Source organism: Bradyrhizobium sp. 179 (assembly GCF_023073535.1).
In the GTDB taxonomy this organism is placed as follows: domain Bacteria; phylum Pseudomonadota; class Alphaproteobacteria; order Rhizobiales; family Xanthobacteraceae; genus Bradyrhizobium.
Genome location: NZ_JADPJR010000087.1, coordinates 87323 through 100493 on the forward strand (window position 1 = coordinate 87323; position 13171 = coordinate 100493).

The window sequence follows — 13171 nt, forward strand, 5'->3', positions numbered from 1 at the left end:
CATTTTTCCGTTGCGCGTACAGGCGTTTACCCGATCCAAACCCGCGAAGCCAGACAATCCGGCGTTGAAATCGCGGGTGGCGGATGGCTGAGAAAAACTGGCACGTGGGCAGTGCGCTTCCGATTGCTGTGCAGGCTGTCGTGTGCCTGGCCGGCGCGGTCGGCCCTGCGCGCGCCTTTGCGCTGTCGGACAGCTTCACCGCTCCGGGCGATCTCGCCAAGCTCGATCCCAACGTGATCTGGGAAGGCCTGATCGCGAGCATCGTCGTCTGCTCGTTCCTCGCCGCGATCGCGCTATGGATCCATTCCTCGCTGCGGCGGACCAGGCGTTCGCAGATGCGGCGCAATGCCTTCGTCTCCTCGGCAATGAACAATCTCAACCAGGGCGTGGTGATGACGGATGCGCAGCGGCGCGTCATCTTCTGCAACGACCGCTATCTCGAGATCTATGGCCTGACGCGGTCGGATATCCGGGCCAACATGAACGGCTCCGAACTCCTCGAGCTGCGACGCAAGCGCGGGGTGCTCGGCGGCGCCTCCGTTGACGAGTTCTACGAGAAGGCGGCAAGCAGCAACGGTTTGATCACCGAACTGCCGGGTGGACGGGCCATCCTGGTGAAATTTTACGTGCTGCCGAACGGCGGCTCGGTGGCGACGCATCTCGACGTCAGCGAACAGCGCCGGCTTTCACAACAGCTCGCCTCCACCAAGCAGTTCCTGGAAACCGTGCTGGACAATGTGCCGGCCTGTGTTGCCGCGAAGAGCATCGAGGACGGCCGCTACATCTTCGCGAACACCGCCTATGAGCGCTTCTGGGGCTTCTCGCGGGATCACGTGGTCGGCAAGAATGCGCGTGAATTGTTTTCGCCCGCCTCGGCGGCCACGATCGAGGCGACCGACCAGGCCGCGCTCAACTCGCCGGACGGGCAATTCCGCAACGACTTCGAGGTCGAGCGAGGCGGGGAGCAGCGCATGGTCGCCTCGATCCGGATCGCGGTCCGCAATGAAAGCAACAGGCCCGGATTCCTGCTGCTGGTATTCGAGGACATCACCGACCGCCGCTCGCTGTCGCAGGAACTGGAGAGCACCAAGAAGTTCCTCGAGCTCGTGGTCGACAACATCCCGGTGGCGCTGATCGTCGAGCAAGTCAAGGACGGCCGCTATTTGCTCGCCAACCGCAGCGCCGAGACGATTCTCAACCGCAGGCGCGAGGAAGCCACGGGCCTGACTGCCGCGGATATCTTCAATCCCAAGGAAGCCAAGCTGATCATCGCGCGCGACGAGGCCGCAATCAAGAAGCGCGGGATGATCACCGAAGAGCATCCGATCTCCACCAAGGACGGCTTGCGCCTGTTCCTAACACGCCGCGCCACCGTGTTGAGCGATGCCGGCGAGCCGCAATATCTGATCAAGACCCATGAGGACGTCACCGATCGCCGGCAGACCGAGTCGCGCATGGCGCACATGGCCTATCACGACGGCCTCACCGATCTGCCGAACCGCGCCGCCTTCCTCCAGGCGCTGACCCAGATGATCGAGGCCTGCCAAGGCACGGTCGAGGAGTTTGCCGTCCTATGCGTGGACCTCGACGGCCTCAAGGAGGTCAACGATGTCTTCGGCCATGCGCTCGGCGACAAGCTCCTGATCGAGGTGGCCCAGCGGCTCCAGGACTCCGCGCGCGGCGGCGTGGTGGCGCGTCTGTCGGGCGACGAATTTGGTCTCATCATCGACGGCAAGCAGCCGGACGCCGGAATGGCGCTGGCGCAGCAGATCGGCGAAGCCGTCGCCCGGGAATTCCAGATCGATGGCCGGCCGGTTCGCGCCGGTATCACCACTGGCATGTCGGTCTTCCCGCACAATGGCGCCGACGGCGCCTCGCTGCTTGCCAATGCCGGCGCGGCGCTGTTCCGCGCCAAGCAGAAGTCGCGCGGCACGATCAGCCTCTACCAGCCGGAGATGGACCAGCAGATCCGCGATCGCCGCGTGCTGCACCAGGACCTGTCGATGGCGATCAAGAATGGCGAGCTCTCGCTCGCCTTCCAGCCGCAGGGCGCCGCCGGCGACAGCGTCGCCGAGAGCGAGATCATCGGCTTCGAGGCATTGGCGCGCTGGCAGCATCCGGTGCGTGGTCAGGTCTCGCCGGCCGAATTCATCCCGATCGCGGAAGAGAGCGGCCTGATCGTCGAAATGGGCGAGTGGATCCTGCGCGAGGCCTGCCGTGAGGCGGCGTCCTGGCCAAAACCGCTCCAGGTCGCCGTCAATCTGTCGCCGGCGCAGTTCATGCACGGTGACGTGGTTGGCCTCGTCCATTCGATCCTGATCGAGACCGGCCTTGCACCCGGCCGGCTCGAGCTGGAGATCACCGAGGGCGTGCTGATCGAGGACTTTGATCGAGGCCTTGCGTTGCTGCGCCGGCTGAAGGCGCTCGGCGTGCGCATCTCCATGGACGATTTCGGCAGCGGCTATTCCTCCCTGAGCTATCTCCAGGCGTTCCCGTTCGACAAGATCAAGATCGACCGCGCCTTCATCATCAATCTTGGCCGCAACCCGCAATCGGCGGCAATCGTGCGCGCCGTGATCGATCTCGGCCACGGCCTCGAAATGTCGATCATCGCCGAGGGCGTCGAGACCACCGACCAGCTCGCCTTCCTTGCCAAGGAGGGGTGCGACGGCGTGCAGGGCTATCTGCTCGGCAAGCCGCTGCCGATCGGGAAATATGCCGGCCTCGTCGGCCGCGCTGAGGTCATGGAGCTTGCGCTCAAGACCGGCTAATGATGATGGGGCGCTTCGCTCCTTCTCGTCGGCTCATGGCGGATTACGACCTTGCGATCATCGGCGGCGGCCTGAACGGTGTCAGCCTCGCGCGCGATGCGGCTGGCCGCGGTCTGCGGGTCGTCCTGTTCGAGCAGGGCGATCTCGGCGCCGGGGCGTCGTCGGCGACGCCGCGGCTGATCCATGGCGATCTGTCGGTTCTGGAACGGCGCGGCTTCTGGCGGGTGCGCCGGGCGCTGATGGAGCGGCGGACTTGGCTCAGGATCGCGCCGCATCTGGTCCGGCCGATGCAGTTCGTCATTCCCGCCCATTCGCACGAACGTCCGCCATGGCTGCTGCGCGCCGGCCTATTCCTTTATGACAGCCTCTCCAGCCGGAGCGGACTGCCCGTCGCGACAACCCTCGACATCACGCATCATCCGGTGGGCAACGCGCTGAAGCGTCCGTTCGGCACGGCGTTCGAATATTCGGATTGCGTCGTCGATGATTCCCGCCTGGTGGTGGTCACGGCGCTCGATGCCGCCGAGCGTGGCGCGGTGATCCGGACCGGCGCGCGTTGCGTCCGCGCCGATCGAACCGACACCTGGCGGCTTGCGGTGGTCGATCGGGGCCACCGCCGCACGATCACGGCCCGGGCGCTGGCCAACGCGACCGGGGCCTGGACGTCCATGGTGGCGGAGACTGTGCTGCGGCAGCCGTTGCTCACCATGGCCGCCGTGCAGATGAGCCAGATCATCGTGCCGCGGCTGTTCGAATCCGATCACGTCTACGTCTTGCAGAACAACGATGGACGGCTGATCTTTGCCCGGCCCTTCGAGCGCGACTTCACCCTGATCGGCACGGTCACGCGTGAGTTCACCGGCGATCCCGCGATCGTGGCGATGCCTGGGGCCGATGTCAGCTATCTCTGCGAGGCGGTCAGCCGCTATTTCCGCGAGCGCGTTACCCCGTCGGACGTGGTCCGGGCGGTCTCCGGCGTCAACCTGACGCTGGCGTCCGCACGCGGACGTGATGGCACGACGCTGTTCCACGCGAGCAGGCGGAAGGCGCCGTTGATCACGATGTTCGGCGGCGACATTACGACGTCGCGCCTGCGCGCGGAGAGGGCGGTGACGAAGTTGGCGCGGTTCTATCCGATGTCGCCGCGCTGGACCGCCGGCGCAGCGCTGCCCGGTGGGGATTTTGCCTGGAATCGTTTTGATACCGAGGTCGATCTCGCGCGCGACCGCTGGCGCTTTCTTTCGGAGCCGCAGGCCCAGCGGCTGGTTGCCGCCTACGGCTCGCGGTTAGCGGCGGTGCTCGGCGAGGCCAAGAGCCGTGAAGAGCTCGGCCCCGCCTTCGGTCCCGAGCTGACCGCGGCCGAGGTGCGCTATCTCATGACCCACGAATGGGCGCGCTTCCCAGAGGACATCCTGTGGCGCCGTTCCAAGCTTGGGCTGACCATGTCCGCGGCGGATCGCGACGCGCTGGCCGCGTTCATGGCGGGTGTGAACGATTCATACCGAACCGGTTGAGCTAGGCACGATCGGCCGCTAGCGTGCGGCGGAATCGGGGTTGGCAGGGAACATGACGGACGAGTTGCCCAGACCAGACGCCGCGGCCAATGCGGCCAGCGGAGATCAACATCCGGTGGCCGGGCAGCCGTTGCTGCGCATTGAGAGCGTCACCAAGAACTTCGGGACGTTCCGTGCCGTGGACGGCGTGTCGCTCGACATCAGGGCCGGCGAGTTTTTCGCGCTGCTTGGTCCGAGCGGCTGCGGCAAGACCACGCTCCTGCGCATGCTCGCCGGTTTCGAGGCGCCGGACGAGGGGCGCATCCTGCTCGGGGGCAAGGATATCGCGCAGGCCTTGCCGCACGAGCGTCCGATCAACATGATGTTCCAGAGCTACGCGCTGTTTCCGCATCTGTCGGTGCGCGACAACATCGCGTTCGGCCTGAAGCGCGCCGGTATGGCGCGCGCCGACATTGCCGCGCGCGTTGCGGAGATGGTCGCGCTGGTGAAGCTCGAGGGGCTGGAGAAACGCAAGCCGGACCAGCTCTCCGGTGGCCAGCGCCAGCGCGTCGCGCTCGCCCGTGCGCTGGCCCGCCGACCGCAGCTTTTGCTGCTCGACGAGCCCCTCGCCGCGCTTGACAAGAAGCTGCGCGAGAGCACGCAAGCCGAGCTGATGGAGCTGCAGCGCCGGCTCGGCATGACCTTCATCATGGTCACCCACGACCAGGAAGAGGCGATGACGATGGCGAGCCGGATCGGTGTAATGAACGCCGGCAAGCTCGCGCAGGTCGCGACCCCGCGCGAGCTTTACGAGGCGCCGCGCTCGCGCTGGATCGCCGAGTTCGTCGGCGACATCAATTTGTTCGACGGCGAGTTCAGGCTGCGCGACGGGCATCGCCTGGTGATCGCCACCCGTGAAGCGGGCACGCTGGTGGCGGCCGAGCCGCGCGAGCCGGTGGGCAAGACGAAACTGTCGGTCGCAATCCGGCCCGAGAAGGTCAAGCTCGCACGCCGCGGGCCGGTGTTTGAGGCCGGCCGTGAAACGGCGATCAACAGTCTGGACGGCGTGATCGCCGACATCAGCTATCTCGGGGGCACCACCACCTATAAGGTGAAGCTCGACGACGGCGGAATGGTGCAAGCTTCAGTCGTCAACAGCGCGCGCCTCGACGTCGATGCCTACAGTGTGAACCAGAGAGTCATCGCCTGGTTCACGCCCGACGACTGCGTGGTGCTGCCGTCATGAGCTCCCGCCGCATCTTCGCGCGGCCGGCGCGTTTTGCTGCCATCGCGCCTTACGTCTGGATGGCGCTGTTCTTCCTGGTGCCGTTCGCCTTCGTGCTGAAGATCAGCCTGTCGCAGACCGCGATTGCTCAGCCACCTTACGAGCCCGTGTTCGACGTGACGGCGGGATGGGAAGCGCTGAAGACAGCCCTTGCTGCGATGTCGATTGACAATTTCAGGCTGCTGATCTCCGACGACATCTACGTATTCGCTTATGTGCGCAGTCTCATCGTCGCGGTCACGGCGACCGCGCTCCTGCTCCTGATCGGTTACCCCATCGCCTATGGCATGGCGCGGCTGCCGAAGCGCTGGCAGGCGGTGGCGATGGTGCTGGTGATCGTGCCGTTCTGGACCTCGTTCCTGATACGCATCTATGCCTGGATCAACATCCTCCAGCACGATGGCCTGCTCAATCAGATCCTGCTGGCACTGCATCTAGTCAGCCAGCCCGTGGTGTGGCTCTCCACGGACAGCGCGATGTATATCGGCATCGTCTATTCCTATTTGCCGTTCATGATCCTGCCGCTCTATGCCACGCTCGCGAAGATGGAGCGGGCGCTGGAGGAGGCGGCCGGCGATCTCGGCGCGCCGCCGTGGCAGGTGTTCTGGCTCGTCACATTCCCGCTGTCGCTGCCCGGCGTCGGCGCCGGCGTGCTCTTGTGCTTCATCCCGATTGTCGGCGAATTCGTCATCCCGGATCTCCTGGCCGGGTCCAACTCGCTGATGATCGGCCAGACCCTCTGGCTCGAATTCTTCACCAACAAGGACTGGCCGGTCGCGTCCGCGGCGGCCATCGTGCTGCTGGTGATGCTGCTGCTACCGCTGCTGCTGTATGAGCGGCTCCAGAAGCGGCAGCTGGAACAATGGCGGTGAGGCGATGCGCAAGCTCTCCCGTCTCTCCCGCTTCAACATCGCCTCGCTGGCGCTCGGGCTGGCGTTCCTTTACCTGCCGATCCTCATCCTCGTCATCTATTCCTTCAACGCCTCGCGTCTGGTGACGGTGTGGGGTGGGTGGTCGCTGCGCTGGTATCACGAGTTCTTCAATGACCGCGCCATGATCGAGGCGGCCTGGATGAGCCTGCGGGTTGCGGTCTCGTCCGCGACCATTGCCACGCTGCTCGGCACGCTCGCCGCGGTCGCACTGTCGCGTGGTGAACGCTTCCGCGGACGTACGCTGTTCTCCGGCATGCTCTATGCGCCGCTGGTGATGCCGGAGGTGATCACCGGATTGTCGCTGCTGCTGCTGTTCGTCGCGCTCAACGCCGAGCGCGGCTTCTGGACGGTGACGATCGCCCACACCACGCTGACGATGTGCTTCGTCGCCGTGGTGGTGCAGTCCCGCCTCGGCTCGCTCGATCGCTCGCTGGAGGAGGCCGCAATGGATCTCGGCTGCGACCCCGTCCGCGCGTTCGCGGCCGTCACGCTGCCGCTGATCGCGCCGGCGATCGTTGCCGGCTGGATGCTGGCGTTCACGCTGTCGCTCGATGATCTCGTGATCGCGAGCTTCACCACCGGCCCCGGCTCGGCGACCTTGCCGATCCGCATCTATTCGGAGGTGCGGCTCGGGGTGAAGCCGGAGATCAACGCGATCTGCACGCTGGTGATCGCCCTGATCGCAGTGGTCATCGTCATCGCCTCGCTCGCCTCGAAACTGTCGAGCTCACAGGGCGAGAGCGCGGCGCCGCTGTGAGCCGATCGTCATTCCGGGGGGCGATGCGAAGCATCGAACTCAGGTGCGCAATTGCGCACCTGAGAATCTCGAGATTCCGGGTCCGGTGCTGAAGCACCGTCCCGGAATGACGAACGTGCACGCTTACGACTTCACCGCACCCGCCGTGAGTCCGCCCACCATGTAGCGGCGGAAGGCGTAATAGACCGCGGCCGGTGGCAGCGCGTAGATGAAGCCGGTCGTCATCAACAGTTCCCAAGGCGAATCGTCGGCGGCGAGGAAATTGCCGAGCGCGACGGGCAGGGTGATCTCACGGTCGTTGGAGAGCAGCAGGAACGCGTAGAGATATTCGTTCCACGCGAGCAGCACCGCGTAGGTGCCGATCGCGACCAGCGAAGGCATCATCAGCGGCAGGTAGACCAGGCGGAAGATCTGCAGCGTCGTCGCGCCGTCCATCACGGCGGCCTCGTCCAGCTCGACCGGCAGCTTGTCGGAAGCCTGCTTGAGCACCCAGATCGCGTAGGGGCTGGCGATCGTCACCATAGCCAGGATCAGCGACCAGTGATTGTTGAGCAGGCCGTAATTGCCCATGGTGCGGTACATCGGCACGGCGAGAAACGCCGCTGGGATGAAATAGGTGAACAGCGCGAGGTTCAGCACGGCGCGTCCGCCCGGCACCTTCAGCCGTGAGATCGAGAACGCCGCCGCGGTCGCGATGAACAGCGTCAGCACACCGACGGAGACGGCGATCACCGTCGAATTCCAGAACTGAACGTAGAAGTCGCGCAGAAAGTAATGCTGCTGCTTGAACACGATCTCGAAGTTATGCAGCGTCGGATGATCCGGCCACAGCTTGCCCGAGAACGCGTCCTCCTTCGGGGAGATCGCGAACAGGAACATGTGATAGATCGGGATCATCGTCCACAGGAAGACGGGGATGCCGATCAGCAGCAGCCGCGCTTCGGTCGCGACGTCACGCCAAGAAAATTCGCTTACGCCGGGGAGCTTCATCGCGACAACCGTTTCATCATGAAGTACACGAGCGGCAGGACGAACGGCATCGCACAGACGATCGACGCCATCGCCAGCGAGAGCTGGTCGAGCCGGAGATAGCGGATGCCGAGCGTCGACAGCACGTGCGTGAGGTCGGCCGGGCCACCGCCGGTGAGCAGATAGACGCTGTTGAAATCGCCGAGCGTCCAAATCATCGAGAGCAGCGTGCAGGTGACGTACAGCGTCTGCATCGACGGCCAGGTGATGTAGCGGAATTTCTGCCACCAGCTCGCGCCGTCGACCTCGGCGGCCTCGAACAGATCGTGCGAGATCGCAAGCCGGCCGGTGATCAGGATCAGCGTCCAGAACGGCAGCGACTTCCAGATGTGCACGGCGATCGCCATGCTCAGCGCCACGGTCGGATCGTTCAGCCAGTTCGGGCCGTCATCGCCGGTGAAGGAGAAGATGAGGTGGTTGATCATGCCCCATTCCGGATTGAGCATGAAGCGTACCGACAGGATGGTCGGGATCGACGGCACCGCCCAGGGCAGGATGAAGATCACCGAGAGCCATTTGATCCAGGTGCGCTGCTGGGCGAAGAAGCCGGACAAGAACAGCGCGATCAGCATCTTGATATTGATGCCGATGACCAGGAAGATCAGCGTGTTGACCGCGGCGCGGGCGAAGATCGGGTCGTTGTACAGCGCGACGTAGTTCGCCGGAGCGCGCGCCAGCCACAGCCCGTAACAGACGGGATAGACAACGAAGGCGAGAAAAACGAGCAGGTAGGGCGCGAGCAGCACGATGCCCCAGACCTGCGCCGGGGTCAGCCGCGACGACAGAGGCGGGCCGGGAATTGCCTGATCGCCAGAAAGCGTGATCGCCATTCTTTTCGAACTCTCCAAAGAGAAGCCGGCCGCGAAACGCGGCCGGTGTTGTTCTTATACCTTTCCCCGCAACGCGGGGAGAGGGGCGGATGACTTAACCCGCGACCTGCTTGATGCGGGCAATCAGTTCGTCGACGGCCTTATCGACCGGAACCTTCTCGCTTACTACCCGGTTCATCGCCTTGGCCCACACGTTCTCGTTGTTGAGAATCGTGAACTTCCAGTTCTTGGTGAAGTCGAACGCGGCGGTGCCGCCTTTGAACTGCGTGTAGACTGCCTTGCGGTGCTTGTCAGCCTGCCAGAACGGGCTTTCCTGGCTTTCCTTCGTCACTGGGAACCAGCGGCCGAGCGCGCCCTCGATATAGGGACGGACGTTCTCTTCCTGGAGCAGGAAGCTGATGAACTGCTTGGCCTCGGCCTTGTTCTTGGCGGCGGTGAAGATCAGCCCGGTCTTGACGTCGGAGCGGTAGCGGATGGTCGAACCATCCGGCGCCTTGGGGAAGGACGCCGTGATGATGTCCTGCTCATAGGCCTTCTTGCCGGCGTCGCGCTGTTCCTGGGTGAGGGCCTGGTTCTGCGAGTCCTCGAACCACTTCGCCGCGATCGAGATCGTGAAGTTGTGGGTCATCACGATCGTCTTGTTGTGGAAGGCAACGTTGTTGTCAGGATCCTTCCACGTCGTCGAGGACGGCGGCGTGCAGCCCTTGATGTACGTGTCGGTGTAGTCCTTCATCGCCTTGATCAGGTTCTCGCGGACCTTGGGATCATCGACCAGCAGCTTGCCGTCGTCGTCGACCAGCTTGACGTGGTAGGCGTCCATGAAGGTGTAGAACGACTGGAAGGCATCGGTGGATTCCACGCCCATCGGCTGGCCTACGGCATAGATGCGCTGGCCGGTCGCCTTGCGGATCGCCGGCTGCACCTTGTCGCACCAGAACGACCAATAGCCCGTCCAATCGGTCGGAATGTCGCTCTGCTTGAAGCCGGCCTTTTCCAGCATGTCGTTCCAGATCTGGACATGCATGCTCTGCTGCTTCAGTGGGAAGCCGTAATAGGCCTTCTTCTTGGTCACATCGTTGTAGAGGATCGACGCGTCCAGCGTGTTCTGCACGAACCGGCCCTTGATCGGCTCCATGACATCCGTGAGGTCCTCGAGCTTGCCCTCGTATGCCCACTTGCCCTGCGCCTGCACGTCATAGGAGTCGGAGTAGGCAACATCGGGCACGGTGCCGGCATCGAGCGCCGCGACGGTCTTCGGAATCATGTCCTGGATCGCGTATTGCGACAATTCGACCTTGATGCCGGTCTTGGCTTCGAACTTCTTGATCGTCTCGATCAGCGCGTCGTCTTCGGAGCGATAGAAGCCCTTGCCCCACCAGACCGTAATCGTCTTCTGCTGCGCAAAGGCGGGTGCAGTGGCGGCGAAAAGCCCAACCGCAGCGACCGCCAATGATACTGCGCCAATAACCTTGGATCTCACGTTTTTCTCCCTCAAACGACCGGTGTTTTTAGCCGGTCGTATAAAACACTAGCGCATGGCGGAAGTCTGATCTAGCGCCATGTTGTCAGACCAATGTCGTGGGATAGAGCCTCGCGGAGATGCTTAACCCGCGTATCGATCCAATCGCCGCATCAATTCGCAGCGATCAATTCGCCTTGTGCGTTCTGGCTTGGCCTGCCCATGCGCAGCTCCACACACCCGCTCGCCGCCAGCGAAAGTCTCAGCTGTTGTAAGCGGTATGAGGACTGAACGCAACGCAGCCGGCTTGCAACGCCGCGGCGCTCCGGCTGCGGGAGCCAAAATGTCTCTGAAGGATACGGGCGGCTGATCCACGAGCTCAGGTTCGTCGGGGAACGGACTTGCACCGCTTAGCGGCAAACTGTCAGCGTTTCCCCTTCAGCCCTGTTGAAATGGCATGCGAACTTGCCTCAGCGGATCGGGATCGCGCCTTGCCTTGCCCGCTGGTCCGGGAAGGCGAACGCCATGCCTCGAGCAGCATCTTGAGAAATTGGCTGGCATGAGGGGATAGTGTCGCCCCGCGCCTGCGCACGATTCCGATCGTCCGCGACACTTCCGGCTCGATCAACCGAATGGTGTGAATGATCGGATGATCGGCAGCGGGAGTCGCGAGCTTCGGTAGCACGGCAATGCCCAGTCCCGCTTCGACCAGGCCAAGCGAACCTGAGAGATGAGCGACTTCATAGGACCAGTTCAGCTGCAGACCGTGTCGCGCCAGCGCATTGTCGATCAATGCGCGATTGCCGCTGTTGCGACCGACGGTGATCACCCGGTGCGGCACAATTTCCGACCAGCTTACCTGCTTGCGTGACGCCAGCGGATGGTCATGACGGCAGGCCAGGACGAAAGGATCCTCAACCAGTTTTTCAAAGTCAATCTCGGCATGCGAAGCACCAATGAAATTGATGCCGAAATCGGCTTCTCCGCGCGCGACCGCTTCCAGTCCCTCATTGGCACCGATGTCCAGAATCCGGATGCGAATGCGCGGATAGGCTTCGGCAAACCGGCCGATCGCACGCGGCAGAAAATAGAATACTGCTGTCGGCACCGCAGCCACCGAGACTAGGCCTGAACTTCGCGCGCCGATATCATGGATGGCGAGCACCGAGGTCTCAAACTCGTCGATGAGGCGGCGCACCTTCGCCAGGAAGTCACGGCCCGTCATGGTGAGATTGACGTGGCGCGTCGACCGCTCGAGCAACGGCGCACCGAGGCTTTCTTCCAGCTTCTGAATGCGTCGGCTGAGCGCCGGCTGAGACAGGTTCAGCGCCTTGGCAGTGCGAACAAAGCTTCCCGTCTCCGCGACCGTGATGAACGCCTTGAGGTCGAGCAGTTCTGCGTTCATGGCAGCCTCCATTATATCGATATGCGGAATAATACATCGGATATTTGCATTTCACAAAAGAGTTCAGAGGGAGGATGTTCTGGTCGAGCGAAGACGTCGCCGAACGGAAGAGGTCCATGAACGATCAGATTGCCATCCCCTGTGTGGTAATGCGTGGGGGTACCTCGCGCGGGCCGTTCTTCCTCGCCCGCGATCTTCCGGCCGATCCCAGGTTACGCGACGCGATCCTGTTGTCCGTGATGGGAGGTGGGCACGATCTTGGAATCGATGGAATCGGCGGCGGCAATGCCGTTATCAACAAGGTCGCGATCATTGGGCCGGCCTCGGTACCCGGCGCCGATGTCGACTACCTGTTTGCGCAGGTCCGTGTTCGTGAAGGGATCGTCGACACCTCGCCGAACTGCGGAAATATGCTGGCGGCGGTGGGGCCGTTCGCAATCGAAGCCGGGTTGGTCGCCGCTACTGCGGATCGCACCCATGTGCGTGTCCACAATGTCAACACCGGCAAGCTGATTGATGCGACCGTTGCCACCCCCGGCGGGCGGGTGACTTACGAGGGCGAGGCGCGGATCGACGGCGTACCGGGAACGGCCGCGCCCATCGAACTGTCCTTCCCCAACGCCGCCGGCGCACGCACCGGTCGCCTGCTGCCGACGGGACGTCCGGTCGACTGCATCGAAGGGATCGACGTGACCTGCATCGACGCGGCGATGCCGGTCATGCTGGTCGGCGCGGCGGATCTGGGCTGCACCGGCCGTGAGGCGCCCTCGGGCTTCACCGACAGCGGCTTCCGCGCGTGTCTAGAGAACTTGCGCATCGAGGCGGGACGCCGGATGGGTTTTCCGAACTCCGCGACAATGGTGATCCCGAAGCCGGTTCTGATGGCGCCTGCGGGCGAGGCGGCGTTGAACATCCGGTACTTCATGCCGCATGACTGCCATAGCGCGCTGTCGGTGACCGGCGCTGTCGCGATCGCGACTGCTTGCGTGACGCCCGGAACGATCGCCGCAGAGATGGTCGGGACGCTGGCGCTGCCGGTGCCGATCACGCTCGCCCATCCCTCGGGCCAGCTCGTCGTTCGGCTGGAGCCCGGCCCAATTGCCCGGGTGCAGCGGACGGCCCGGCGAATTTTCGAGGGCCATGTCTTCGCCCGTCGATCGCACGTGCCTCATTCGGTGCTGGCGGCCTGAAGCCCGCCGCCTTCGAAGCC

At 63.7% G+C, this 13171-nt stretch carries 10 protein-coding genes; 6 read left to right on the forward strand and 4 right to left on the reverse strand.

The genetic code is table 11. From position 1 onward, the window contains the following. Positions 1 to 83 precede the first annotated feature (83 nt). Genes IVB12_RS21405 through IVB12_RS21425 form a run of 5 tightly spaced genes read left to right on the forward strand, consistent with a single transcriptional unit; the run spans position 84 to position 7238 of the window. On the forward strand, positions 84 to 2771 hold the full coding sequence (locus IVB12_RS21405) for an EAL domain-containing protein (RefSeq protein ID WP_247301582.1): 2688 nt from the start codon (positions 84 to 86) through the stop codon (positions 2769 to 2771). A gap of 35 nt (positions 2772 to 2806) precedes the next feature. Beyond that, complete coding sequence (locus tag IVB12_RS21410) at positions 2807 to 4285, forward strand: glycerol-3-phosphate dehydrogenase (RefSeq protein ID WP_247301583.1); 1479 nt, start codon at positions 2807 to 2809, stop codon at positions 4283 to 4285. A gap of 52 nt (positions 4286 to 4337) precedes the next feature. Next, positions 4338 to 5510 (forward strand): ABC transporter ATP-binding protein, encoded by a 1173-nt coding sequence (locus IVB12_RS21415; RefSeq protein WP_247301584.1) that lies wholly within the window; start codon positions 4338 to 4340, stop codon positions 5508 to 5510. Next, positions 5507 to 6421 carry an ABC transporter permease gene (locus IVB12_RS21420; RefSeq protein ID WP_247301585.1) on the forward strand — a complete coding sequence of 305 codons (915 nt, stop codon included), beginning with the start codon at positions 5507 to 5509 and terminating at the stop codon, positions 6419 to 6421. The genes IVB12_RS21415 and IVB12_RS21420 overlap by 4 nt, the downstream gene beginning before the upstream one ends. A 4-nt stretch (positions 6422 to 6425) precedes the next feature. Continuing rightward, the gene (locus tag IVB12_RS21425) at positions 6426 to 7238 is read left to right on the forward strand and encodes an ABC transporter permease subunit (protein ID WP_247301586.1); all 813 of its coding nucleotides are present in this window, start codon (positions 6426 to 6428) and stop codon (positions 7236 to 7238) included. Positions 7239 to 7361: 123 nt separating this feature from the next. Here the strand turns inward: IVB12_RS21425 and IVB12_RS21430 are convergent, their stop codons facing one another. The 4 genes from IVB12_RS21430 to IVB12_RS21445 all read right to left on the reverse strand — a co-directional run bounded on the left by IVB12_RS21430 (position 7362) and on the right by IVB12_RS21445 (position 11961). After that, positions 7362 to 8228, reverse strand: a complete 867-nt coding sequence (locus IVB12_RS21430) for a carbohydrate ABC transporter permease (RefSeq protein WP_247301587.1) — start codon at positions 8226 to 8228, stop codon at positions 7362 to 7364. Continuing rightward, a complete protein-coding gene (locus IVB12_RS21435) occupies positions 8225 to 9097 on the reverse strand; it encodes a sugar ABC transporter permease (RefSeq protein ID WP_247280158.1) in 873 nt (290 codons plus the stop codon). The genes IVB12_RS21430 and IVB12_RS21435 overlap by 4 nt, the downstream gene beginning before the upstream one ends. A gap of 94 nt (positions 9098 to 9191) precedes the next feature. Then, positions 9192 to 10577: an ABC transporter substrate-binding protein gene (locus IVB12_RS21440; RefSeq protein ID WP_247280157.1), complete on the reverse strand. Its 1386-nt coding sequence runs from the start codon at positions 10575 to 10577 to the stop codon at positions 9192 to 9194. Between the two features lie 403 nt (positions 10578 to 10980). Beyond that, complete coding sequence (locus tag IVB12_RS21445) at positions 10981 to 11961, reverse strand: LysR family transcriptional regulator (RefSeq protein ID WP_247301589.1); 981 nt, start codon at positions 11959 to 11961, stop codon at positions 10981 to 10983. Between the two features lie 116 nt (positions 11962 to 12077). Between IVB12_RS21445 and IVB12_RS21450 the strand changes: the two genes are divergently transcribed. Continuing rightward, a complete protein-coding gene (locus tag IVB12_RS21450; RefSeq protein ID WP_247301591.1) occupies positions 12078 to 13151 on the forward strand; it encodes a 4-oxalomesaconate tautomerase in 1074 nt (357 codons plus the stop codon). Positions 13152 to 13171 lie beyond the last annotated feature (20 nt).

What these genes read in the sequence shown, in the direction of transcription:
- IVB12_RS21405 (WP_247301582.1), top strand. Translation starts at nt 84, where the DNA reads ATGGCTGAGAAAAACTGGCACGTGGGCAGTGCGCTTCCGATTGCTGTG.
- IVB12_RS21410 (WP_247301583.1), top strand. Translation starts at nt 2,807, where the DNA reads ATGGCGGATTACGACCTTGCGATCATCGGCGGCGGCCTGAACGGTGTC.
- IVB12_RS21415 (WP_247301584.1), top strand. Translation starts at nt 4,338, where the DNA reads ATGACGGACGAGTTGCCCAGACCAGACGCCGCGGCCAATGCGGCCAGC.
- IVB12_RS21420 (WP_247301585.1), top strand. Translation starts at nt 5,507, where the DNA reads ATGAGCTCCCGCCGCATCTTCGCGCGGCCGGCGCGTTTTGCTGCCATC.
- IVB12_RS21425 (WP_247301586.1), top strand. Translation starts at nt 6,426, where the DNA reads ATGCGCAAGCTCTCCCGTCTCTCCCGCTTCAACATCGCCTCGCTGGCG.
- IVB12_RS21430 (WP_247301587.1), bottom strand. Translation starts at nt 8,228, where the DNA reads ATGAAGCTCCCCGGCGTAAGCGAATTTTCTTGGCGTGACGTCGCGACC.
- IVB12_RS21435 (WP_247280158.1), bottom strand. Translation starts at nt 9,097, where the DNA reads ATGGCGATCACGCTTTCTGGCGATCAGGCAATTCCCGGCCCGCCTCTG.
- IVB12_RS21445 (WP_247301589.1), bottom strand. Translation starts at nt 11,961, where the DNA reads ATGAACGCAGAACTGCTCGACCTCAAGGCGTTCATCACGGTCGCGGAG.
- IVB12_RS21450 (WP_247301591.1), top strand. Translation starts at nt 12,078, where the DNA reads ATGAACGATCAGATTGCCATCCCCTGTGTGGTAATGCGTGGGGGTACC.